This window comes from Mesorhizobium sp. M0145, from assembly GCF_040322355.1.
Classification (GTDB): domain Bacteria; phylum Pseudomonadota; class Alphaproteobacteria; order Rhizobiales; family Rhizobiaceae; genus Mesorhizobium.
The window spans coordinates 190,609-212,690 of sequence record NZ_JAMYTK010000006.1 but is presented as its reverse complement, the minus strand read 5'-3'; the positions used below and the strand labels follow the sequence as shown (position 1 = coordinate 212,690).

The window sequence follows — 22,082 nt, the reverse complement described above, 5'->3', positions numbered from 1 at the left end:
CGCTGCGCATTGAAACAGATGGAATTCGACCCGATAGTTTGCCGCGACGACACGTGCCGGAAACATCCGGCCTGATAAGATGCATCTCAAGAGACCGGAGCGAAGCAGTGGATCAATCGTCCTTTCAAAAGCAGCTCGACGCATTGCGCGATCATCGTGCGGCCAAATCGGGCTCGATGCGCGAGGTTTTCGCTGCCGATCCGCAGCGCTTCGAGAGATTCTCCGCCAGTGACGGCGACCTGCTGCTCGACTGGTCGAAATGCGCGGTCGATGCGCGGACTATGGAGTTGCTGGAGAAGCTGGCTGAGGCCGCTGACCTCGAAGGCCGGCGCGACGCGATGTTTGCCGGCAAGAAGATCAACGTCACTGAAGGCCGTGCCGTGCTGCACACGGCGCTGCGCAACCTGACCGGCAAGGGCATCGTGCTCGACGGCCAGGACGTGAAGGCGGAAGTCCTTGCCGTACTCGACGCGATGGGTGCCTTCGCCGACGCGGTGCGTTCCGGCAAGGCGGCCGGCGCGACCGGCAAGAAAATCACCGACATCGTCAACATCGGCATCGGCGGCTCCGATCTCGGCCCGGCCATGGCGACGCTGGCGCTGGCGCCCTATCATGACGGGCCGCGCGCGCATTACGTATCCAATATCGACGGTGCCCATATCCACGACACGCTGAAGGGTCTTTCCGCCGAAACCACCCTGTTCATCATCGCCTCCAAGACCTTCACCACGGTCGAGACGATGACCAATGCCGAAACCGCGCGCAGATGGGTCGAGAAAGCGCTCGGCAAGGAAGCGGTCGGCAAGCATTTCGCCGCCGTCTCGACGGCGCTCGACCTGGTCGCCAAATTCGGCATCGCGCCCGATCGCGTCTTCGGCTTCTGGGACTGGGTCGGCGGCCGCTATTCCGTCTGGGGTGCGATCGGTCTGCCGGTGATGATCGCCATCGGCCCGAAGGATTTTCGCGCCTTTCTCGACGGCGCCCATGAGATGGACGAGCAGTTCCGCACCGCGCCGCTGGCGGAGAACCTGCCGGCGCTGATGGGGCTGATTGGCTGGTGGCACCGCGTGATCTGCAAATACCCCGCTCGCGCCGTCATCCCCTACGATCAGCGTCTGTCCAGGCTGCCGGCCTATCTGCAGCAGCTCGACATGGAATCGAACGGCAAGAGCGTCACCCTGGACGGCGGCGCTGTAACGACGCCGACCGGCCCGCTGGTCTGGGGCGAGCCCGGCACCAATGGCCAGCATGCCTTCTTCCAGTTGCTGCATCAGGGCACCGATTTCATTCCGGTCGAATTCCTCGCCGCTGCCGTCGGCCACGAACCGGAGCTGAAGCATCACCACGACCTTCTGCTTGCCAATTGCCTGGCGCAGTCGGAAGCCTTCATGAAGGGCCGCACGCTTGAGGAAGCCCGCGCGCAGATGCTGGCGAAAGGCATGAAGCCCGCCGATGTCGACAGGATTGCTCCGCACCGCGTCTTCTCCGGCGACCGCCCCTCGGTGACAATTCTCTACAGAAAGCTCGACCCGCATACATTCGGACGGCTGATTGCGCTTTACGAACACCGCGTCTTTGTCGAAGGCACGCTGTTCAACATCAACTCCTTCGACCAATGGGGCGTCGAACTCGGCAAGGAACTGGCGACCGGGCTGCTGCCCGTCGTTGAAGGCAAGGAGAACGCCGCAAAGCGGGATGCCTCGACTGCCGGACTGGTGGAATACATTCACCGCTTGCGCGGCCTGGAGTGAAAAGCTTGGCGGACATCAAGGGAATATTGTTCGACAAGGACGGCACGCTCGTAGATTTCAACGCGACATGGCTGGGCATCGCCGACTTCATGGCGATGGATGCGGCCGAAGGCGATCGCTGGAGGGCAGACAGGCTGCTTGCGGCGGCGGGCTTCGACTTCGCTACCAAGCGCTTCAAGCCGGATTCAATTTTTGCCTCCGGCACCAACATGGACGTCGTCGAGCTGTGGTTTCCGCGACTGTCCGACGAGGACCAGATGCTTGCCGTCGCCCGTTTCAATGCCATCACTTCGGCGCAAGGATCGGCGATGGCCGTGGCGCTGCCGGGTGTGGTCGAGACGCTTGGGCTGCTTCACAGAAAATCCTACCGGCTTGGCGTCGCCACCAACGACTCGACCAGCGGCGCGGAAAAAACCTTGGTCACGCTGGGCGTCGCGCAGCTTTTCGAAGCCGCCTATGGTTACGACGCGGTGGCCAATCCAAAACCGGCGCCGGATACGATCCTTGCCTTTTCGGATCTGACAGGGCTCAGGCCGGCGACGATCGCAATGGTCGGCGACAATCGTCACGATCTGGAGATGGCGCGCGCCGGCGGCTGCGGCCTGGCGATTGGCGTACTGTCCGGCACCGGCACACGTGAATCGCTGTCCCAGATCGCCGACGTCATCCTGGATTCGGTGGCCGATCTGCCCGATTTTCTTGCGGCGCGGGTCAGCGAGACAGTCTAGACTCGCAGCTAGCTGGTCCGAACGAGAACACGCCGCTCGGTTTCATCGCCGCATTCCTGCCTTCGCCGACATCCGGCACCTCGTATTCGGCCAGCAGGCGAAGCCGCGAGCGGGGCAGATAGGCGCGGCCCGGATCGCCGATCAGCACGGCGATGCCGGCTGCAAGGCAGCGGTCGAGGAAAGAAAGGGCCCGGCCGGCAAGATCATGGGCGTAAAACAGGTCGCCGACCACCACGACATCCACCGGTGGCGGCGGACCGCTGGTGATGTCTTCGCCAATGATCATGATAGCGACGCCGTTCGCAGTCGCGTTGAGGCCGAGCGCAACCACACCATTGCGATCGATCTCGGCCGCGACGACCGCGCTTGCCCCGGCTTTTGCCGCTGCAATGCCGACGAGACCCGAACCGGCGCCGAGGTCGAGTACGCGACGGCCGGCCACGGTCTCCGGCCGGTCGAATATGTAGCGGGCGAGCACCGCGCCGCCGGCCCAGACATAGGCCCAGTACGGTGGCTCCGGTTCAGGTCCGTCTTTTTCGGTCGCATGTTGGTTCCATTCGAGAAGCCGCCTGAGCCCGCTTCCCGGATGGGCGGTGTAAAGCCGAATTTCGGGAAGCGCGGGCACGGGGGCGATCCGCATGTTCGCCCGGATGAACTCTGCCGGGTCTGGGCGCGAACCTATACTCACGGCGTTGGCGCCGGCGATGCAATCGCTCAAGCTGCGCCTAGCCCCGCAACGCCCGTCGCAGGATCTTGCCGACCGGTGTCTTCGGCAGCTCGGTGCGGAACTCAATATACCTGGGACGCTTGTAGCCGGTCAGGTTCTCGCGGCAATAAGCCGTCAGCATGTCGGCGGTCAGTGCCGGGTCCTTCTTGACGACGAACAGCTTCGGCACTTCACCCGAATGCTCGTCCGGCACGCCGATCGCCGCCACTTCGAGTACGCCTGGATGCTGCGCCACCACTTCCTCGAGTTCGTTCGGATAGACGTTGAAGCCGGAAACCAGGATCATGTCCTTCTTGCGGTCGACGATCTTGGTGTAGCCAAGCTCGTCCATGAAGCCCATGTCGCCCGATTTGAAGAAGCCGTCCTCGGTCATCACCTTGGCGGTCTCGTCCGGCCGGTTCCAGTAGCCGGCCATCACCTGCGGTCCGCGGATGCAGATTTCGCCGACTTCGCCGAGCGGCAAATTGTTGCCGTCGTCGTCGCGGATGGCGATCTCGGTCGAGGGCAGCGGCAGGCCGATCGTGCCGGTGTAAACGCCGTCGCTGAATTTGTTGATGGTTGCCCCCGGCGAGGTCTCGGTGAGCCCGTAGGCCTCGCTGATCGGGCAGCCGGTCAGCGCCTTCCAGCGTTCGGCGATGGCCCTCTGCACCGGCATGCCGCCACCCAGCGTCAGGATCAGCGGCTTGAAATCGAGCTTGCGAAAATCCTCATTATTGAGCAGCGCATTGAACAGCGTGTTGAGGCCCGGAAAGATGTGGATCGGGTATTTCTGCAGCTCCTTGACAAAGCCGGGAATGTCGCGCGGATTGGGGATGAGGACATTCTGCGCGCCTTGCTGCATGCCTACCAGCACGTTCGCCGTCAGCGCAAAAATGTGATAGAGCGGCAGCGCGCAGAGGAAGTTCAGATGCGCTGGCTTCGGCTTGACGGTAAAAGCGTCTTCGGCCCACAGCGCGTTCTGCGCGACGTTCGCCAAAATGTTGCTGTGCAAAAGCATCGCGCCCTTGGAGATGCCGGTCGTGCCGCCAGTGTATTGCAGGAAGGCGATGTCGTCGGCCGCGACCTTTGCGGGCCTGAAGGCCATGCCGGTGCCGGCCTTCAGCGCGGCGTTGAACTTGACATGGCCGGGCAGCGACCATGCCGGCACCATCTTCTTGACGCGGCGTACAACGAAGTTGACGATCGTTCCCTTGAGCCCGCCGAGCATGTCGCCCATCGAGGCGACCACGACATGCTTGACCGCGGTCCTGGCGATCACCGCCTGCAGGGTACAGGCAAAATTTTCGAGGATGACAATGGCTTGAGCGCCGGAATCCTTGAGCTGGTGCTCCAGCTCGCGCGGCGTGTAGAGCGGATTGATGTTGACCACGACATAGCCGGCGCGAAGCACTGCCATAATCGCCACCGGATATTGCAGCACATTCGGCATCATCAGGGCGACGCGCGCGCCCTTCTGCAGCCCCGTTGATTGCAGATAGGCGCCGAAGGCGGCCGACTGTCGCTCGAGGTCGGCATAGGTGATCGATTTGCCCATGCAGACGAAGGCCGGCCGATTCGCAAACTGCTTGCACACGGCGACGAGAAAGTCGCCGATCGAGCTGGAGGGCAGGTCGCCAATCTCGGCCGGCACGATCTTTGGGTAACTCTGGAGCCACGGTTTTTCAGGCAGGCCAGCGGCCAGTGCGGTGATCGCCCTCGGTAATCTCTTGGCCGGACCTGCCGGCGGTCGTGGCGCTGTCGGCACTGCCTTCGCCGCCGGCTTGGCGGCAGAGTTTGCAGCAGGCGCAGTCTTGCCGGTTGCCGGTTTAGCAGCCGTTCCAGCCGTGGTCTTCGCCGCCGGCTTCGCGCTTGCCTTCGCGGTAGCCGTCGGCTTGGCGGCGGCCGCTTTTGACTTGACCGCTTTCGATGTTGCCTCGGCCTTTGCTTTCGCCGCGTTGGGTGTCTTTGCCGGTTTTGCCACCTGTCGCTCCCTCAATCGTTCTTATTGTTTCGGCATGCTTGCGCGCCACCACCACCCTGATCAACAAAGATATCCCACGCTTGCCGCAATGTCCGGAACCTGGGAAAATCCGGCACGCTGCCCATCTATCTATGTATTGCCACAAGCGGCCGTGCAAGCCTCGCTACCTGGAGTGCGGTAAGACTTGCCGTCAAACCTCTTGGCCGGGACCGGTTTTCGGACGCGCATCGCTTGAACCGGACGGCTCGATTCCCCGATTGGCGGCATTGCCGATCAACAAAAAATTGAAGTCGCTAATAATGTCGTGATCTGCGGATTCGGCTGGTTTTTTCCACAATTCGCCGCATGCCGGAATTTTTTTCTGCTTCCCGTGGGTTAGGCAAACAAGCAGTTCCAAAGCTAGAAAAACGGTGCTTATATGCGGCCTTCGCGAGCCTGACAGAGGGGCTTGGAAGAACATCAGGGAGTGCTCAATGAAAAAGAAACTGACTTTTGCAGCCGCGTTGCTGGCTGCAAGCGTCCTCGGCGGCGTGGCCAATGCAAAACAACTGGTCTATTGCTCGGAGGCATCGCCGGCCGGCTTCGACCCGTCGCCATGGAGCGGCGGCAACGACTTCGATGCCTCGTCGCGCACCATCTATTCGCGCCTGGTCGAGTTCGAGCATGGCAAGACCACCATCTCGCCCGGCCTGGCCGAGAGCTGGACGGTTTCCGATGACGGTCTCGAATACACCTTCAAGCTTCGCCCGGGTGTGAAATTCCAGACGACCGATTATTTCACGCCGACGCGCGACCTCAACGCCGACGACGTGATCTTTTCCTTCGAACGCCAGTGGAAGAAAGAAAGCCCGTGGTACAGCTATCTGGAAGGCACCGGCTGGGAATATTTCACCGGCATGGGCTTCCCCGATCTCCTGAAGGAAATCGTCAAGGTCGACGACCTGACGGTGAAATTCGTGCTGAACAAGCCTGAAGTCGCCTTCCTGCCGGACCTCGGCATGGATTTCGCCTCGATCGTTTCCAAGGAATATGCCGACCAGCTCGACAAGGCCGGCACCAGGCAGCAGTTCACCCAGAAGCCGGTCGGCACTGGTCCGTTCCAGTTCGTCGACTATCAGGTCGATGCGGTCGTGCGCTATGCAGCATGGGACGGCTACTATGGCGGCCGCCAGAAGATCGATGATCTGATCTTCGCCATCACGCCCGACCCCGCCGTGCGCGCACAGAAGCTGAAGGCGGGCGAATGCGATATCATGTCATACCCGGCGCCGGCCGACATTGCCGGACTGCAGGCCGACGCGAACCTCAAGGTCGACGAGCAGGAAGGCCTGAACATCGGCTACATGGCTTACAACACGACGCAGCCGCCCTTCGACAAGGTCGAGGTCCGCAAGGCCCTCAACATGGCGGTAAACAAGAAGGCGATCATCGACGCGGTCTATCAGGGCGCCGGTGCGCCGGCCATCAACCCGATCCCGCCGACCATGTGGTCCTATAACAAGGACATCAAGGACGATCCCTATGATCCGGAGGCGGCCAAGAAGATGCTGGCCGATGCAGGCGTCAAGGATCTGTCGATGAAGATCTGGGCTATGCCGGTCAGCCGCCCCTACAACCCGAACGCCCAGCGCGTCGCCGAGTTGATCCAGGCCGACTATGCCGCCGTCGGGGTCAAGGCGGAGATCGTCAGTTACGAATGGACCGAGTATCGCCAGCGCGGCAAGGCTAAGGATCGCGATGGCGCCTTCCAACTGGGGTGGACCGGTGACAATGGCGATCCGGACAACTTCTTTTTCCTGCTCGGTTGCGATGCCATCGGCCAGTCCAATTATGCGATCTGGTGCAACCAGGAATTCGAAGCCCTGCTGAAAAAAGGCAAGGCGACGACGGACGTCGCTGAGCGCACCAAGATCTACGAGGAAGCTCAGGTGGTGTTCAAGCGTGAGGCTCCGTGGCTGACCATCGCCCACTCCAAGGTCTTCATGCCGATGAACAAGAAGGTGTCGGGCTTCGTTATGGACCCGCTCGGCATTCATCGGTTTGACGGCGTCGACGTCACCGAATAAGTCCTGAGAAATTGAACGGCGGCGCTGGACTTCCCGCGCCGCCGTTCTATGAAGCAAGATGCTCCGTTATCTCCTCCACAAGCTCGCTTTGATCATCCCGACCGTGTTCGGCATATCGCTGGCGGCGTTCGCTTTCGTCCGGCTTCTGCCCGGCGATCCTATCCTGGCCCTGGCGGGCGAGCGCGGCGTCAGCCCCGAGCGCTACGCCCAGCTCATCGAGCAGTTTGGCTACAACCGGCCCTATGTCATCCAATACCTGGAATATATCGGCAGGGTTCTGACCGGCGATTTCGGCATATCCATTGCCACTAAGCGGCCAGTGCTCGGCGAATTCCAGGCGCTGTTTCCGGCCACGCTGGAACTGGCGACGGTGGCGTTGATCATCGCCGTCCTGCTTGGCATCCCCGCCGGCATTTTCGCCGCGGTCAAGCGCGGCTCCTGGTTCGACCAGGCGACGATGGGTGTCGCCCTGACCGGCTATTCGATGCCGATCTTCTGGTGGGGGCTGCTGCTCATTATCTTCTTCTCCGGCTATCTCGGCTGGACGCCGGTTTCCGGCCGTATCGGCCTGCAGTATTTCTTCAGGCCGACGACCGGGTTCATGCTCATCGACAGCCTGATCTCCGGCAGGAGCGGCGCTTTCAAATCTGCCGTCAGCCATTTGATCCTGCCGTCGATCGTGCTGGCGACGATCCCGCTTGCCGTCATAGCGCGCCAGACGCGCTCGGCGATGCTCGAGGTGCTGGGCGAGGACTATGTCCGCACCGCGCGCGCCAAGGGCCTGGCGCCGCGCCGCGTCATCGGTCTGCACGCTTTTCGCAACGCGCTGATCCCGGTAGTCACCACCATTGGACTGCAGGTCGGCACCTTGATGGCGGGCGCCATTCTGACCGAGACCATTTTTTCCTGGCCGGGCATCGGCAAATGGATGATCGATGCCATCGGCAAGCGCGACTATGTCGTCGTCCAGAGCGGATTGCTGATCATCGCGCTGATCGTCATGGCGGTGAACCTGATCGTCGACGTGCTCTACGCCGTCATCAATCCGCGCATCCGGGTGCAGTGAGATGACCGACGAATCCGCCGCCGAAGCTACCGCCGCCTCCATCCCGACAGGCGGCAGGCAACGGGCTTTCGCCGAGTTCTGGCACTACTTCTCGATGAACACCGGCGCGGTCATCGGCCTTGTCGTGTTTTCGGCGCTGGTGCTGGTGGCGATCTTTGCGCCGTTCGTCGCCCCACATTCGCCCGACGAGCAGTTTCGCGATGCGCTGCTGGCACCCCCTGCCTGGCAGGAAGGCGGCAAATCGATGTTCCTGCTCGGCACCGACGCGGTCGGCCGCGACATGCTTTCACGGTTGATCTTCGGGGCGCGTTTCTCGCTGTTCATCGGCCTGGTGGTCGTTGTCTTCTCGCTCACCAGCGGCATCGTGCTTGGCGTGCTCGCCGGCTATTTCCGCGGCTGGGTCGACACGCTGATCATGCGCATCATGGATATCATCCTGGCCTTCCCGTCGCTGCTTCTGGCGCTGGTGCTGGTGGCGATCCTTGGCCCCGGCCTTTTCAATGCCATGCTGGCGATCGCGCTGGTGCTGCAGCCGCATTTTGCGCGCCTCACCCGCGCCGCCGTGATGGCCGAAAAGAACCGCGAATATGTCATCTCCGCCAAGGTGGCTGGTGCCGGTCATCTTCGCTTGATGGTGAGGACGATCCTGCCGAACTGCCTGGCACCGCTGATCGTGCAGGCGACGTTGTCCTTCTCCAACGCTATTCTCGAGGCTGCGGCGCTCGGCTTCCTCGGTGTCGGTGCGCAGCCGCCGACGCCGGAATGGGGCACGATGCTCGCCTCGGCGCGCGAGTTCATCCTGCGCGCGCCTTGGGTGGTGACCTTCCCCGGCCTTGCTATTCTGATCACTGTGCTTGCCATCAATCTGATCGGCGATGGCTTGCGCGATGCTTTCGATCCCAAGCTGAAGAGGTCATAATCCAATGCCTCTTCTCGAGATCAAGAACCTGACCGTTTCCTTCGACACCGCCGCTGGACCATTCATGGCGGTACAAGGCATCGACCTGTCGGTCGAACCGCGCGAGGTGCTGGCGATCGTCGGCGAATCCGGTTCGGGCAAGTCGGTGGCGATGCTGGCGGTGATGGGGCTTTTGCCCAACACCGCGACGGTGAGGGCCGACCGCATGGCCTTCGACGGCATCGACCTGCTCAAGCTCGGCCCATCCGAGCGGCGCAAGATCGTCGGCAAGGACATTTCGATGATCTTCCAGGAGCCGGTCGCCAGCCTCAACCCGTGCTTCACCGTCGGCTTCCAGATCGAGGAGGTGCTGCGCTTCCATATGGGCATGGACCGCGCCCAGCGCCGGGCGCGTGCCATCGAATTGATGAAGTTGGTCGGCATCGCCGACCCCGAGGAACGGCTGGGCTCCTTCCCGCACCAGATGTCGGGTGGTCAGTGTCAGCGCGTCATGATCGCCATCGCCATCGCCTGCAATCCCAAGCTTTTGATCGCCGACGAGCCAACCACGGCGCTCGACGTCACCATCCAGAAGCAGATCCTCGATCTGCTGGTCGGCCTGCAGGCCAAATATGGCATGGGCCTGATCATGATCACCCACAATATGGGGGTGGTTGCCGAGACCGCCGACCGTGTCATCGTCCAGTACAAGGGCCGCAAGATGGAAGAGGCCGACGTGCTGTCGCTGTTCGAGTCCCCCAAGAGCAACTACACGCGCGCGCTCCTGTCGGCACTGCCCGAAAACGCCGTCGGCGACCGGTTGCCTACTGTTTCCGACATGCTGTTTGAGCCGGCCCCATCTGTAGTCGCAGCCCGGTCCGCAGGAGGAACCGCCTCATGAGCGTGACCGTAGTCGAAGGCAAGAACATCGTGCGCGACTATCATGTCGGTGGCGGGCTTTTCCGCCCCTCCCGTACGGTTCATGCGGTCAAGGGTGTTTCGTTCAGCGTCGACAAGGGCAAGACGCTGGCCATCGTCGGCGAGAGCGGCTGCGGCAAGTCAACACTCGCCCGCATCATCACCCTGATCGACCCGGCGACCTCCGGCGAGCTTTTCATCGACGGCAAGAAGGTAGACATCGGCAGGAACGGCCTGTCGAAGGAAATGCGCCGCAAGGTCCAGATCGTCTTCCAGAACCCTTATGGTTCGCTCAATCCACGCCAGAAGATCGGCGACGTGCTTGGCGAGCCGCTGCTCATCAATACCGACAGCACGGCCGACGAGCGGCGCGATCTTGCCATGAAGATGCTAAAGAAGGTCGGTCTCGGCCCCGAGCACTTTAATCGCTACCCGCATATGTTTTCGGGCGGCCAGCGCCAGCGGATCGCCATCGCCCGCGCGCTGATGCTCAACCCCAGCCTTCTGGTGCTGGACGAGCCGGTCTCGGCACTTGATCTTTCGGTGCAGGCGCAGGTGCTGAACCTGCTCGCCGACCTGCAGGACGAGTTTCAGCTAACCTATGTTTTCATCAGCCACGACCTGTCGGTGGTGCGCTACATCGCCGACGACGTGATGGTAATGTACTTCGGCGAAGCGGTCGAATACGGCTCGCGCGACGAGGTCTTCGCCGACCCCAAGCACAGCTACACCAGGACGCTGTTCGCGGCGACGCCGCGTGCCGACGTTGCCAGCATCAAGGCACGGTTGGCCAAGAAGAAGGCCGCCTGATCCGGCGAGGTTTGCCGGCCGGCTACCGCTTCTCGATCCCCGGAATGCCGGAGATCTGCTCGGCGAGAAAGTCGACCAGCAGCCGCACCCGGGCAATGCCCGCACGCTCCGGAACGATTAGCATGCTCAGCGGGACGGGAGGCGGAAAATAGCCCGGCAGGACCACTTCCAGCCGGTCGGCCGCCAGAAGATCGTCGACAAGCCAGTGGTGGGCGGGTGCGATGCCGCGTCCGGCGACAAGGGCTTCGCGCGCAGCAAGCCCATGGTCGACCAGAAATCTGCCGCCAAAGGGCACCGCAAAGGTCTCGTCGCCCGGCCCCTGCAAGGTGAGCGTGTCGCTTCCCGCGATGTTCGACATCCGGATGCCTTCATGGCCAGGCAGATCCTGCGGGACAGCCGGTCTGCCCCGCGCCGCCAGATAGGCCGGCGCCGCCACCAGCAGACGCCGGGATTGCCCGAGCGCCCGCAGTTTCATTGAGCTGTCGGTGAGCGGGCCGAGGCGAAGCGCGATGTCGACGCCCTCCCGCACAAGGTTGATGCGCTCGTCGGTAAGGCTGAGATCGATGCCGATGTAGGGATAGCGGTCCTGAAAGGCGAAGATCAGCCGGCTGACATGTAAGACCCCGAGCGCCGCCGTGCAGGATATCCGGATCGTGCCGGCCGACGCGCCGCGCGTGCCCGCGCCTCATCGCCGGCCTGCTCGACGAGGCGCAGGATCTGGACGCTGTCGGCATAGTAACGGCTGCCTTCATCGGTCATCGTGACGCGCCGGGTGGTCCTGCTGAGCAAGGGCACTCCGACGGCCTCCTCGAGTTCTCGCAAATGCCGTGTGACCGTCGACTGCCCAACTCCGAGCTCGCGCGCCACCGCCGAGAGGCTGCCGCGCTCGGCGACGCGAACGAAGGTGCGCATGCGCTCAAGGGTGAGTCCGATCTATCCATTATTCGGCATTATCTTATACATTTCCTACATATAGTGGACCAGCCCCCAGCTGGCTACCTTTGGTGTCTATCGTCCTTCTTCGGAGTAGACCCATGAAAGTCCTGCTTGTTTTTGCTCATCCTGAACCGCGTTCGCTCAACGGCGCACTGCGTGACGTCGCCATCAGGGAACTCGAGGCCCAGGGCCACGAGGTGCGGGTGTCTGACCTCTACGCCGATGGCTGGAAAGCCGAGGTAGACCGTGCCGACTTTCCGTCGTGGCCGCCTGAAGCACGCTTCCTGCCGGCCGGCGCCTCCAAAAAAGCTTTTGCGAGCGGCACTCTGACCGAAGACGTCAAAGTGGAGATCGACAAGCTGCTATGGGCCGATACCCTGATCCTCCAGTTCCCGCTGTGGTGGTACGCCATGCCGGCGATCCTCAAGGGCTGGGTCGATCGCGTGTACGCCTACGGCTTCGCCTATGGCGTTGGCGAGCACAGCGACAAGCGGTGGGGTGACCGCTTTGGTGAGGGAACGCTCGCCGGCAAGCGCGCAATGCTGATCGTGACCACCGGCGGCTGGGAGGAGCATTATTCCGCCCGCGGCGTCAACGGCCCGATCGACGACCTGCTGTTCCCGATCAATCACGGGATTCTATACTATTCGGGCTACGACGTGCTTCCGCCGTTCGTGGTTTACAGGGTGGACCGTTTCGGGGAGGCGGATTTCGAGCCTGTCGCGGAGCGACTGCGCGAAAGGATGCGAACGCTCGAGACAATCCGGCCCATTCGTTATCGGCAGCAGAATGGCGGCGATTACTTGATCCCAAGCATGCAATTGCGCCCCGGCTTGGAGAACCCGGGTGCGACCGCCTTTGCGCTTCACGAGGATCGCGCCGGCGCCGCCGCCCAGTCCGATCAGGACAGCCGGGCGATGATGGTGCGCAGCGCCTCGCCGAAGCGCCGGACTTCCTCGATCGTATTGTAATGCACCAGCGAGGCGCGCACGGCGCCGCTGTCCATGCTGAGGTTGAGCCGCTTCATCAGACGCGGCGCATACATGTGGCCGTCGCGAATGCCGATCTGCATCTCGGCCATTTCCTCGACGATCCTCTGCGGCGACAGCGTGCCGACATTGAAGCAGAAGGTCGGCACGCGCTCGCTGAGGCGTGCCTCGTCGGCCACGCCGTAGATCGTCGCGTCGCAATCTTTGAGCACCGCCAGCATTTCGCGCGCCAGCACCTGTTCGTAGTCGCGGATGGCATTCATGCCGGCGACGATGTTGTCGCGGCGCGACTGGTTATTCTCGGACAAGAAATTGCGGCCGATCGATTCGAGGTAGCGCACCGCGGCATCCATGCCGGAGACGTTCTCGTAGATGAACGTGCCGGCTTCGATTTTGTGGGGCGGCTCGTCGGGGATGAAATCCTCGCGGAAGGTCGGCAAGCGCTTCAGTGTTTCGAAGCGGCCCCAAAGGAAGCCCATATGCGGCGAGAAATTCTTGTAGCCGGAGCAGACCAGATAATCGCAATCCCAGGCCTGCACATCGATCAACCCGTGCGGCCCGTAATGCACGCAGTCGAGGAACACTTCGGCGCCTGCCGCATGCGCAATCCCAGCCACGGAGGCAACGTCGACAATCGACCCGATCGAATGCGCCGTTACCGTGCAGGCGACGAGCCGGGTGCGCTCTGAGACCAGCGGGCGCAAATCGTCGACATGCAGATTGCCGTCCTCGCGCATCCGCCACCATTTGAACTTGGCGCCGGCGGGCGCCAGCGCCAGCCAGGTCGCGATATTGGCGTCGTGATCCATGTCGGTGATGACGATCTCGTCACGCTCCCCGTTTGGGCGCTCGGAAAGCATCTGGCCGATGCCGAGGCTGACCAGGCGGATGAACGAAGTGGCGTTCATGCCGAAGCAGATCTCCGCCGGGTTGGTGGCGTTGATCAGCAAGGCCACGCTTTCGCGAGCGCCGGCGACGGCTTGGTCGACGGTGACGCTGCGGCCATAGCGGCCGCCGCGCTGCACATTATGCGCGACCAAATGGTTGGTGACCGCATCGAGCACGCTTTGCGGGATCTGCGCGCCGGCGGCATTGTCCATGAAGACGAAGTCCCCGGCTTGCTGCAAGGCGGGAAACATGGCGCGGATCGTCTCGACCGGGAAAGCTGCGGCATCGCCGGTTTTCGAAATCTGATGCTGGTTCAAGGTCGTCTCCTGCGAAGTGCGCTGACAGATTCAGCGGGTCTTTTCGGTTTGAAAGCGGCGTTCAAGGAGGCTGACGAGACGGACCATCGGCCAGAGAAAGATCAGATAGACCAGCGCCGCGCCGATCAGCGGTGAAGGATTGGCATAGAGCGATTGCGCGTTGGTCGCTTCCTTCAGCAGTTCGGGCAGCGCCACGGTGGAAGCGAGCGAAGTATCCTTGAACATCGAAACGCAATTGCTGGTCATTGGCGGAATGACGACGCGGATCGCCTGCGGCAGCACTACCTTGCGCAAGGTCAGCAAGAACGGCAGGCCGAGCGCCTGCGCCGCCTCGAACTGGCCGCGCGGAATGCTCTCTATACCGGAGCGGAACACCTCGGCCGAATAGGCCGCCATGATGATGGCGAAGGCCATCACCGCGGACGTCCACGATGACAGGCGAATGCCGAGGAACGGCAGCGCATAGTAGATCAGGATCAGCACGACCAGCACCGGCATCGCCCGGAAAACGTCAATGTAGCCGACAGCCAGCAGCCGAAGCGGCTTTGGCGCATAGAGCCGCACCAGGCTGATCGCGAGGCCGACGGGAATACCGATGCCGATGCTCATGATTCCGAGCAGCAGGGTGTTCAGGAAACCGCGCAGCAGCGCCGGCAGGCTGGAGACCATGACGTCGGCGTTGAAGAAGGTGTCCAGCAGCGACATCGCAGCATTTCCGAAACGTTTGGCGTCCCGCGACGCTCGAGCCCGAGCCCGAAATCCGAAATCGTGCCGGCATCGAAAGCCGGCACGACATTTAAGCGCGAACTGCCGCTCAGGCCTTCGGCATAGGCATTTCCTTGACGGTCGAGGAATCGGCAGGTGCGTCGCTGCCGAACCACTTCTTGTGGATCGCGGCCAGCGTGCCGTCCTTCTTCATCGCGGTCACCGCGTCGTTCAGCTTGCCGAGCAGCGGGTGGTCCTTGGTCATCATCAGACCGTACTGCTCGCCGGTCTTGATGCGCTCTTTTACGGCGAGATCCTTCATCCTGGTGAAAGAATATTCCAGGCCCGGAATATCGCTGACCGCCGCATCGACGCGGCCGGAGCTGAGATCGAGCAGCAAATTCTGCTGCGTGTCGTAGCCCTTGACGTCACTGAACCCGTCCGCTTCCTGGTGGGCCTTGACCCAGGCTTCGCCGGTCGAGCCGGACAGCACGCCGACAATCTTGCCCTTGAGGTCGGCCTCGGCCTTGATCGGGCTGTCGGCCTTCGCGGCGATGCCCATGTCGGAATCATAGTAGGGCTGCGTGAACGACTGAGACTTCAGCCGCTCCGGCGTGATGGTGATCGACGAGATGGCGACGTCGATGCGCTTCGAGGTGGTGGCGGCGAACAGCGCCTGGAAACCGAGATCGGCGATATCAGTGGTCATGCCGATACGCTTTGCCGCCTCATTGATGATGTCGACTTCGAAACCCTCGAACGTGCCGCTCTCGTTCTTGTATTCAAAAGGCGGATTGGTCGGATAGGCGCCGACATTCAGCGTGCCTTCGGCGTAGGCCGGGCCGCCGGCGATACCGATGGCAGCAGCAAGAAGCAGCAGGTTGCGACGGGTGAAGTTCATTTTCGTTCCCTCTGGTTGTGATGGACGGGTTTGGCCCCGCACGGTTTTGATGCGCCAAGTGACGGGACTGCCGGAAAGCCCTCCCGGCACGGCAGTCGCAAGACATTGGATGCTATCCAAAGTACCGCGCTTTTCAAGGCGAAAGTTTTAAGCTTAAAAAATTGCCACGTGTTGCCGTCACTCCGGAATAACCGCCGTGGCCTGGATCTCAACCTTGGCGCGATCCTCGACCAGCGCCATCACCTGCATGGCGGCCATCGCCGGAAAATGCCGGCCGATCACCTCGCGATAGACCTCTCCGATCCCCTTGAGATTGGCCAAATATTCCGCCTTGTCGGTAAAGTACCAGGTCATCGAGGTGATATGTTCCGGCTTGGCGTCGGCCTCGGCGAGCACAGCAACAATATTGGCCAGCGTCTGCCGCACCTGGCCGACAAGATCATCGGTCTCGAAGCGGCCCTGTCCGTTCCAGCCGACCTGCCCGCCGACGAAGACAAGCTGCCCACGCGCGGCGACGCCATTGGCGTAGCCGACGGGTTTCGCCCAGCCTTCCGGCTGCAGGATGGTGTGCATGTCAAAACCTCCCAATGCTCAAATCCGGTCGCTCAAAACTCGAAGACAATAATTTTCACGCAAACTCCTGTCTCAGGCCGCTCCCATCACTTGTCGTGCAATCACCACCTTCTGCACGTCGGACGCTCCCTCGTAGATGCGCAGCGCCCGGATCTCGCGATACAGGCTTTCGACGATATGGCCCTTGCGGACGCCGTCGCCGCCATGCAGCTGCACAGCCTTGTCGATCACCTCCTGCGCTTTGTCGGTAGCGAACAGCTTGGCCATGGCGGCTTCGCGGGTAACCCGAGCCGCGCCCATGTCCTTGGTCCAGGCGGCACGATAGACCAGCAACGCGGCGGCATCGACATCCAGCGCCATGTCGGCGATGTGGCCCTGCACCATCTGCAGCTCGGCCATCGGCGCACCGAACAGCCTGCGCTCGGCCACTCTTGTGATGCTTTCGTCCAGCGCGCGCCGGGCAAAGCCGAGCGCCGCTGCGCCGACGGTCGAACGGAACACGTCGAGCACGGACATGGCGATGCGAAAACCGTCACCGGGTTTGCCGATCAGCGCCGAGGCTGGAATGCGTGCATTGTCGAAGGACAGCCGGGCGAGCGGGTGCGGCGCGATCACCTCCAGCCGCTCGGCAACGATCAGCCCCTCGGTTTCGGAAGGCACGACAAAGGCGGATAGCCCCTTGGCGCCGGGCGCTTCGCCGGTGCGGGCAAAGACAGCATAAAAGTCAGCGATACCGCCGTTGGAGATCCAGGTCTTTTCGCCGGACAAGAGATAGCTGTCGCCGTCACGCGTGGCCGTCATTTCCATATTGGCGACGTCCGAGCCCGAGCGCGGCTCCGACAGCGCGAACGCCGAAATCGCCTTACCGGCCCGTGTCTTAGCCAGCCAATGCTGCTGCTCGGGCGAGCCGAACAGGCCGAGCGCACCGGTGCCGAGTCCTTGCATCGCGAAGGCGAAATCGGCCAGCCCGTCATGCCGGGCCAGCGTCTCGCGCGTGAGGCAGAGCGTGCGCACGTCGAGCGGTGAGGGGTTGTCGGTATCGAGCGCCGTCGGCTTCAGCCAGCCGTCCTTACCGAGCTTGGCCACCAGCTCGCGGCAGGCCGCGTCGACATCGTCATGCGCAACCGGCAGGTTCTTGGCGCACCATGCCTCCAGCCGCTCCGCCAGATCGCGGTGGCGATCCTCGAAGAACGGCCAGGAGAGGAAGGAACGGTCAGGCATTGCTGCCTCCACAATTCTCCGGCCCTGGCGCTCCACGGCGCCCCCCTCTGTCCTGCCGGACATCTCCCCCTCTAGGGGGGAGATTGGCGGCTTCGCTGCCACGGCTCTCCCTGCGATGTTGGAGATTGGCGAAAGCGGGCCTGATATCCAATCTCCCCCCTTGAGGGGGAGATGGCCGGCAGGCCAGAGGGGGGTGCTGTCCCGCCAGCGTGGAAGCGATCATCTCAATTTCCCTCGAACACCGGCTTCTCCTTAGCCACGAAAGCCGTGTACGCCCGCTCGAAATCGCGGGTCTGCATGCAGATCGCCTGCGCCTGCGCTTCCGCTTCGATCGCCTGGTCGAGACCCATCGACCATTCCTGGTTCAGCTGCGTCTTGGTCATGCCATGGGCGAAGGTCGGGCCGGAAACGATGCGCGCGGCCATGTCGAGCGCGTCGGCCTCAAGCGTTGCGGTATCGACCAGCCGGTTGTAGAAGCCCCAGCGCTCGCCTTCCTCGGCACTCATCGTGCGGCCGGTATAGAGCAGCTCGGCGGCGCGGCCCTGGCCAATGATGCGCGGCAGGATCGCGCAGGCCCCCATGTCGCAGCCGGCAAGGCCGACGCGGGTGAACAGGAATGCTGTCTTGGCCTGGGGCGTGGCGATGCGGATATCGGAGGCCATGGCGATAATCGCGCCGGCGCCGACCGCCACGCCATCGACCGCCGCAATAATCGGCTTGCCGCAATTCAGCATCGCCTTGACGAAATCGCCCGTCATGCGGGTGAAGGCGAGCAGCGCCTTCATGTCCATCTTGACCAGTGGGCCGATGATTTCGTGGACATCGCCGCCCGAGCAGAAATTGCCGCCATTGGGCAGGACCACCACAGCATCGACATCATCGGCGTAGACAAGGTCGCGAAATATGTCGCGCAATTCGGCATAGCTGTCGAAGGTCAGCGGGTTCTTGCGCTCCGGTCGATCGAGCCGGATCTTTGCGATCTTGCCTTCGACCTGCCAGAGGAAATGCTTCGGCTTGCGGCCGGCCAGCTTCGTCATTCCCGTCCCTCCCAATTGCTGCGGAAGGAGGTCAGCATGCCGGTCAGCCGGCGCGCCTCATCCTCGCTCACATTGCCCAGCAACTCGCCGACCCATTTCTCATGCGCGGCGGCGATCACGGCGAAAATCTTCGATCCCTCTTCCGTCAGCCGTACCATCGAGGTACGGCGGTCGCCATTGCGTCGGGCCCGCATCACCAACCCTTCCGAGACCAGCCGGTCGATGATGCCGGTGACATTACCGTTGGACACCAGCAGGAAGCGCGAAAGATCGCTCATCAGCATGCCCTCCGGCGCGCGGTAGAGCGCGGCCATCACGTCGAAGCGTGGCAGCGTTGTGTTGAACTCTTGCCGCAGTCGTTCGCGCAGCTCGGCCTCGATGGTGCGCGAGGCGCGCAGCAGGCGTATCCACAGCCGCAGGCGGTCCTTGCCGGGTCCGGACGGGGCGGGCAGGGGACCGGCTACCATGTCTCACCTCCGGAGATCGAAATCGTCTGCCCGGTAATCGACCGGGCGGCGTCGCCACACAGATAAAGTACCGCGGCCGCAATTTCTTCCGGCTGGATGAAGCGGCCTTGCGGGTTGGTCGCGGCTAGGCTTGTCCGTGCCTGCTCGGACGAGCGGCCGGTCGTTTGGACGATGCGCTGGACGGTGCTCTCCAGCATCTCGGTTTCGACAAACCCTGGGCACACGGCATTCACTGTTATGCCGGACTTGGCGGTCTCGACGGCGAGTGCCCGCATCAGGCCGACGACGCCATGCTTGGCGGCAACGTAAGCTGCGACATAGGGATAGCCTTTCAGTCCGGCGGTGGAAGCGACGAAGATGATACGGCCAGTCTTGCGCACTGCCATGCCGGCCAACGCCGGCTTCACCGTCAGGAACGTACCGGTCAAGTTGACGTCGAGCGTGCGCTGCCAGTCTGCCAGCGAGGTCCGCTGCGCCGGGGCACTGCCGGACATGCCGGCATTGGCAACGACGATGTCGAACGCTCCGCGTGCCGCTTCCGCGGCCTCGTAGAGCGACGCCATCGACGTCTCGTCGGTGACGTCGGCGGCAATGGCGAAGATGGACTTGTTCTCCGCGGCGACCTCGGCAAGCGGCTCCACGCGCCGGCCGCAGATGGTCACGTCAACGCCCGCGCCGGCCAGCGCCAGCGCGATCGCGCGGCCGACGCCGGAGCCGCCGCCGGTGACCAGCGCATGACGCCCCGAAATCGTCGCCGCGGCACTCATACTTTCAACCCCGCTGCCGCTTCGCGTTCGGCCAGCCGGTAGAGCTGGTCGCGGCCGGGCAGATAGGGATCCGGCCATTTGACGCCGCGATCGCCAAGCATGACGGCCGCGTGCAGCGTCCAATACGGATCGGCAAGATGCGGCCTAGCCAGTGCGACGAGATCGGCGCGGCCCGCCATCAGGATCGAGTTGACGTGGTCCGGCTCATAGATATTGCCGACCGCCATCGTCGCCATGCCGACCTCGTTGCGGATGCGATCGGAAAACGGCGTCTGGAACATGCGGCCATAGACCGGTCTTGCCACGGCCGAAGTCTGGCCGGCCGATACGTCGCAGATGTCTACGCCGGCCTCATGCAGCAGCCGCGCGATCTCTACGGCATCGGCCGGCGTCACGCCTTCGATGCCCAGCCAGTCATTGGCGGAGATGCGCATCGAGATCGGCTTCTCGGCCGGCCACGCGGCGCGCACCGCATGAAAGATTTCCAAGGGGTAGCGCATGCGGTTTTCCAGCGAGCCGCCATAGGAGTCGGTGCGCCGGTTGGTCAAGGGCGTGATGAAGGAGGACAGGAGATAGCCGTGCGCGGCGTGGATTTCGAGCATGTCGAAGCCGCAGCGCGCCGCCATCTCGGCCGAAGCGACAAACTGGTCGCGCACCATATCCATGTCGGCGCGGTCCATCGCCTTCGGCACCTGGTTTTCCCGCGACCACGGCACGGAAGACGCTGCCATGACGGGCCAATTGCCTGAGGGCAGCGGCACGTCGGTTCCCTGCCAGCCGAGCCTGGTCGACCCCTTGGCACCGGAATGGCCGATCTGGGCGCAGATCTTGGCCTCGGTTTCGGCATGGACGAACTCGACCAGCCGCTTCCAGGCGACCTCATGCTCGGGCGCATAGAAACCAGGGCAGCCAGGCGTGATGCGGCCCTCCGCGCTGACGCACGTCATCTCGATGTAGAGGAGACCGGCGCCGCCCTTGGCCCGTTCGGCGTAATGGGCGAAATGCCAATCGGTCGGACAGCCGTCGACCGCTTTGTACTGCGCCATCGGCGAGACGACGACGCGGTTCTGCAGCGCCATGCCGCGCAGCCGGAACGGCGCGAACATCGGCGCGCGACGCAGATTGTTGCCCCCGGCGCCGGCCTGGCGCTGGAACCACTCCTCGGCGCCGGCCAGCCATTCGGCATCGCGCAGGCGCAAATTCTCGTGACTGATGCGTTGCGAACGCGTCAGCAGCGAATAGTTGAACTGCACCGGATCGAGGCCGAGATAGCGCTCGACCTCCTCGAACCATTCGAGCGAATTGCGCGCCGCCGACTGCAGCTTCAGCACTTCGGTGCGGCGGGCGTCCTCATATTTGCTAAAGGCGGCCTCGAGGTCTGGCTCGGACTCGAGATAGTCGGCCAGCGCCACCGCGCTTTCCAGCGCCAGCTTGGTGCCGGAACCGATCGAGAAATGCGCGCTCGCCGCCGCGTCGCCCATCAGCGCCAGGTTCTTGTAGGACCAGCGTTCGCACAAGACGCGCGGGAAATTGATCCACGCCGAGCCGCGGATATGATTGGCGTTGGTCATCAGCGCGTGGCCGCCGAGATGACGGGCAAAGATGCGCTCGCAGACGGCAATCGATTCCTGCTGCGACATCGCGCCGAAGCCGAAGCGCTGCCAGGTCTGCTCGCTGCATTCGACGATGAAGGTCGCGGTATCGCTGTCGAACTGGTAGGCATGCGCCCACACCCAGCCATGCTCGGTCTTTTCGAAGACGAAGGTGAAGGCGTCGTCGAATTTCTGGTGGGTGCCGAGCCAGACGAACTTGCATCTACGAATGTCGATATCGGGCTTGAACACGTCGACGAAGGCGCTCCGCGCTTTCGAGTTCAACCCGTCGGCGGCGACAACCAGGTCGTGCCTCTCCATATATGGCTTGGGATCGGCGATGTCGGTTTCGAAGACCAGCTTGACGCCGAGTTCGCGCGCCCGCCGCTGCAGCAACGTGAGCAGCCGCTTGCGGCCAATGCCGCAAAAGCCGTGACCGGTCGAGACCGTGCGCACGCCGTCATGGATGACGGCGATATCGTCCCAATAGGCGAAATGCTTGCGGATCCAGACGGCGCTGACCGGGTCGTTTTTGGTCAGGTTCTCCAGCGTTTCCGCCGACAGCACGACGCCCCAGCCAAACGTATCATCGGCACGGTTGCGCTCGAACACCGTGACCTCATGCGCGGCATCCCTGAGCTTCAGCGAGATTGCAAAGTAGAGCCCGGCTGGTCCGCCGCCGAGAACCGCAACTTTCATCGTGCGATCTCCTCTTCGCTTCTGTTTGTCGAGTTTACGCCTGAGACAGATTAATTCAAGCTTGAA

General features: G+C 62.9%; 21 protein-coding genes and 1 pseudogene. 8 read left to right on the top strand and 14 right to left on the bottom strand.

What is annotated here, in order from left to right; genetic code table 11:
- Positions 1 to 107 precede the first annotated feature (107 nt).
- Both pgi and NKJ28_RS12900 read left to right on the top strand, forming a co-directional pair.
- Complete coding sequence (gene pgi / locus NKJ28_RS12905; protein WP_352635831.1) at positions 108 to 1,751, top strand: glucose-6-phosphate isomerase; 1,644 nt, start codon at positions 108 to 110, stop codon at positions 1,749 to 1,751.
- A gap of 5 nt (positions 1,752 to 1,756) precedes the next feature.
- Positions 1,757 to 2,479: an HAD family hydrolase gene (locus NKJ28_RS12900; RefSeq protein ID WP_352635830.1), complete on the top strand. Its 723-nt coding sequence runs from the start codon at positions 1,757 to 1,759 to the stop codon at positions 2,477 to 2,479.
- On the opposite strand, the gene NKJ28_RS12895 is transcribed toward NKJ28_RS12900, so the two are convergent.
- The 4 genes from NKJ28_RS12895 to NKJ28_RS12880 form a co-directional block, all read right to left on the bottom strand.
- Positions 2,463 to 3,119, bottom strand: a complete 657-nt coding sequence (locus NKJ28_RS12895) for a class I SAM-dependent methyltransferase (RefSeq protein WP_352570250.1) — start codon at positions 3,117 to 3,119, stop codon at positions 2,463 to 2,465. The two genes, NKJ28_RS12900 and NKJ28_RS12895, sit on opposite strands and share 17 nt — an antisense overlap.
- Before the next feature lie 85 nt (positions 3,120 to 3,204).
- Positions 3,205 to 4,950 carry a long-chain fatty acid--CoA ligase gene (locus NKJ28_RS12890; RefSeq protein WP_352635827.1) on the bottom strand — a complete coding sequence of 582 codons (1,746 nt, stop codon included), beginning with the start codon at positions 4,948 to 4,950 and terminating at the stop codon, positions 3,205 to 3,207.
- 61 nt (positions 4,951 to 5,011) lie between these two features.
- Positions 5,012 to 5,230 (bottom strand): hypothetical protein, encoded by a 219-nt coding sequence (locus NKJ28_RS12885; RefSeq protein ID WP_352635825.1) that lies wholly within the window; start codon positions 5,228 to 5,230, stop codon positions 5,012 to 5,014.
- Between the two features lie 126 nt (positions 5,231 to 5,356).
- Positions 5,357 to 5,626 (bottom strand): hypothetical protein, encoded by a 270-nt coding sequence (locus tag NKJ28_RS12880; RefSeq protein ID WP_352570256.1) that lies wholly within the window; start codon positions 5,624 to 5,626, stop codon positions 5,357 to 5,359.
- A 13-nt stretch (positions 5,627 to 5,639) separates the two neighbouring features.
- Here NKJ28_RS12880 and NKJ28_RS12875 point away from each other — a divergent pair, with 13 nt between their 5' ends.
- Genes NKJ28_RS12875 through NKJ28_RS12855 form a run of 5 tightly spaced genes read left to right on the top strand, consistent with a single transcriptional unit; the run spans position 5,640 to position 10,924 of the window.
- Positions 5,640 to 7,232 (top strand): ABC transporter substrate-binding protein, encoded by a 1,593-nt coding sequence (locus NKJ28_RS12875; RefSeq protein WP_023676821.1) that lies wholly within the window; start codon positions 5,640 to 5,642, stop codon positions 7,230 to 7,232.
- A gap of 58 nt (positions 7,233 to 7,290) precedes the next feature.
- Positions 7,291 to 8,298: an ABC transporter permease subunit gene (locus tag NKJ28_RS12870; protein WP_023676822.1), complete on the top strand. Its 1,008-nt coding sequence runs from the start codon at positions 7,291 to 7,293 to the stop codon at positions 8,296 to 8,298.
- 1 nt (position 8,299) lies between these two features.
- Positions 8,300 to 9,217, top strand: a complete 918-nt coding sequence (locus NKJ28_RS12865) for an ABC transporter permease subunit (RefSeq protein WP_023676823.1) — start codon at positions 8,300 to 8,302, stop codon at positions 9,215 to 9,217.
- Positions 9,218 to 9,221: 4 nt separating this feature from the next.
- Positions 9,222 to 10,097, top strand: a complete 876-nt coding sequence (locus tag NKJ28_RS12860) for an ABC transporter ATP-binding protein (protein WP_023676824.1) — start codon at positions 9,222 to 9,224, stop codon at positions 10,095 to 10,097.
- The gene (locus NKJ28_RS12855; RefSeq protein WP_023676825.1) at positions 10,094 to 10,924 is read left to right on the top strand and encodes a dipeptide ABC transporter ATP-binding protein; all 831 of its coding nucleotides are present in this window, start codon (positions 10,094 to 10,096) and stop codon (positions 10,922 to 10,924) included. Before NKJ28_RS12860 ends, NKJ28_RS12855 begins: the two co-directional genes overlap by 4 nt.
- A gap of 22 nt (positions 10,925 to 10,946) precedes the next feature.
- Here the strand turns inward: NKJ28_RS12855 and NKJ28_RS12850 are convergent.
- Positions 10,947 to 11,865: pseudogene (locus NKJ28_RS12850) on the bottom strand (LysR family transcriptional regulator).
- 93 nt (positions 11,866 to 11,958) lie between these two features.
- Here NKJ28_RS12850 and NKJ28_RS12845 point away from each other — a divergent pair.
- Positions 11,959 to 12,831, top strand: a complete 873-nt coding sequence (locus tag NKJ28_RS12845) for an NAD(P)H-dependent oxidoreductase (RefSeq protein ID WP_352635823.1) — start codon at positions 11,959 to 11,961, stop codon at positions 12,829 to 12,831.
- Here the strand turns inward: NKJ28_RS12845 and NKJ28_RS12840 are convergent.
- The 9 genes from NKJ28_RS12840 to NKJ28_RS12800 form a co-directional block, all read right to left on the bottom strand.
- A complete protein-coding gene (locus tag NKJ28_RS12840; RefSeq protein ID WP_352635821.1) occupies positions 12,762 to 14,054 on the bottom strand; it encodes a cysteine desulfurase-like protein in 1,293 nt (430 codons plus the stop codon). The genes NKJ28_RS12845 and NKJ28_RS12840 overlap by 70 nt on opposite strands.
- Before the next feature lie 30 nt (positions 14,055 to 14,084).
- The gene (locus NKJ28_RS12835) at positions 14,085 to 14,759 is read right to left on the bottom strand and encodes an amino acid ABC transporter permease (protein WP_023676829.1); all 675 of its coding nucleotides are present in this window, start codon (positions 14,757 to 14,759) and stop codon (positions 14,085 to 14,087) included.
- A 109-nt stretch (positions 14,760 to 14,868) separates the two neighbouring features.
- The gene (locus NKJ28_RS12830) at positions 14,869 to 15,660 is read right to left on the bottom strand and encodes an ABC transporter substrate-binding protein (protein ID WP_023676830.1); all 792 of its coding nucleotides are present in this window, start codon (positions 15,658 to 15,660) and stop codon (positions 14,869 to 14,871) included.
- 177 nt (positions 15,661 to 15,837) lie between these two features.
- On the bottom strand, positions 15,838 to 16,233 hold the full coding sequence (locus tag NKJ28_RS12825; RefSeq protein WP_023676831.1) for a RidA family protein: 396 nt from the start codon (positions 16,231 to 16,233) through the stop codon (positions 15,838 to 15,840).
- Positions 16,234 to 16,305: 72 nt separating this feature from the next.
- Positions 16,306 to 17,454 carry an acyl-CoA dehydrogenase family protein gene (locus NKJ28_RS12820; protein WP_023676832.1) on the bottom strand — a complete coding sequence of 383 codons (1,149 nt, stop codon included), beginning with the start codon at positions 17,452 to 17,454 and terminating at the stop codon, positions 16,306 to 16,308.
- A 224-nt stretch (positions 17,455 to 17,678) separates the two neighbouring features.
- The gene (locus NKJ28_RS12815; protein WP_023676833.1) at positions 17,679 to 18,491 is read right to left on the bottom strand and encodes an enoyl-CoA hydratase family protein; all 813 of its coding nucleotides are present in this window, start codon (positions 18,489 to 18,491) and stop codon (positions 17,679 to 17,681) included.
- On the bottom strand, positions 18,488 to 18,958 hold the full coding sequence (locus NKJ28_RS12810; RefSeq protein ID WP_023676834.1) for a MarR family winged helix-turn-helix transcriptional regulator: 471 nt from the start codon (positions 18,956 to 18,958) through the stop codon (positions 18,488 to 18,490). The genes NKJ28_RS12815 and NKJ28_RS12810 overlap by 4 nt, the downstream gene beginning before the upstream one ends.
- Positions 18,952 to 19,725, bottom strand: coding sequence for an SDR family NAD(P)-dependent oxidoreductase (locus tag NKJ28_RS12805; RefSeq protein WP_023676835.1), 774 nt, complete (start codon positions 19,723 to 19,725; stop codon positions 18,952 to 18,954). Before NKJ28_RS12805 ends, NKJ28_RS12810 begins: the two co-directional genes overlap by 7 nt.
- Complete coding sequence (locus NKJ28_RS12800; protein WP_023676836.1) at positions 19,722 to 22,016, bottom strand: bifunctional salicylyl-CoA 5-hydroxylase/oxidoreductase; 2,295 nt, start codon at positions 22,014 to 22,016, stop codon at positions 19,722 to 19,724. Before NKJ28_RS12800 ends, NKJ28_RS12805 begins: the two co-directional genes overlap by 4 nt.
- Positions 22,017 to 22,082: the final 66 nt, after the last annotated feature.

Excerpts from the sequence above, each read along its gene's own strand:
- NKJ28_RS12895 (WP_352570250.1), bottom strand. The coding sequence starts at position 3,119 with ATGCGGATCGCCCCCGTGCCCGCGCTTCCCGAAATTCGGCTTTACACC.
- NKJ28_RS12880 (WP_352570256.1), bottom strand. The coding sequence starts at position 5,626 with ATGTTCTTCCAAGCCCCTCTGTCAGGCTCGCGAAGGCCGCATATAAGC.
- NKJ28_RS12875 (WP_023676821.1), top strand. The coding sequence starts at position 5,640 with ATGAAAAAGAAACTGACTTTTGCAGCCGCGTTGCTGGCTGCAAGCGTC.
- NKJ28_RS12870 (WP_023676822.1), top strand. The coding sequence starts at position 7,291 with ATGCTCCGTTATCTCCTCCACAAGCTCGCTTTGATCATCCCGACCGTG.
- NKJ28_RS12865 (WP_023676823.1), top strand. The coding sequence starts at position 8,300 with ATGACCGACGAATCCGCCGCCGAAGCTACCGCCGCCTCCATCCCGACA.
- NKJ28_RS12860 (WP_023676824.1), top strand. The coding sequence starts at position 9,222 with ATGCCTCTTCTCGAGATCAAGAACCTGACCGTTTCCTTCGACACCGCC.
- NKJ28_RS12855 (WP_023676825.1), top strand. The coding sequence starts at position 10,094 with ATGAGCGTGACCGTAGTCGAAGGCAAGAACATCGTGCGCGACTATCAT.
- NKJ28_RS12845 (WP_352635823.1), top strand. The coding sequence starts at position 11,959 with ATGAAAGTCCTGCTTGTTTTTGCTCATCCTGAACCGCGTTCGCTCAAC.
- NKJ28_RS12835 (WP_023676829.1), bottom strand. The coding sequence starts at position 14,759 with ATGTCGCTGCTGGACACCTTCTTCAACGCCGACGTCATGGTCTCCAGC.
- NKJ28_RS12830 (WP_023676830.1), bottom strand. The coding sequence starts at position 15,660 with ATGAACTTCACCCGTCGCAACCTGCTGCTTCTTGCTGCTGCCATCGGT.
- NKJ28_RS12825 (WP_023676831.1), bottom strand. The coding sequence starts at position 16,233 with ATGCACACCATCCTGCAGCCGGAAGGCTGGGCGAAACCCGTCGGCTAC.
- NKJ28_RS12820 (WP_023676832.1), bottom strand. The coding sequence starts at position 17,454 with ATGCCTGACCGTTCCTTCCTCTCCTGGCCGTTCTTCGAGGATCGCCAC.
- NKJ28_RS12815 (WP_023676833.1), bottom strand. The coding sequence starts at position 18,491 with ATGACGAAGCTGGCCGGCCGCAAGCCGAAGCATTTCCTCTGGCAGGTC.
- NKJ28_RS12810 (WP_023676834.1), bottom strand. The coding sequence starts at position 18,958 with ATGGTAGCCGGTCCCCTGCCCGCCCCGTCCGGACCCGGCAAGGACCGC.
- NKJ28_RS12805 (WP_023676835.1), bottom strand. The coding sequence starts at position 19,725 with ATGAGTGCCGCGGCGACGATTTCGGGGCGTCATGCGCTGGTCACCGGC.
- NKJ28_RS12800 (WP_023676836.1), bottom strand. The coding sequence starts at position 22,016 with ATGAAAGTTGCGGTTCTCGGCGGCGGACCAGCCGGGCTCTACTTTGCA.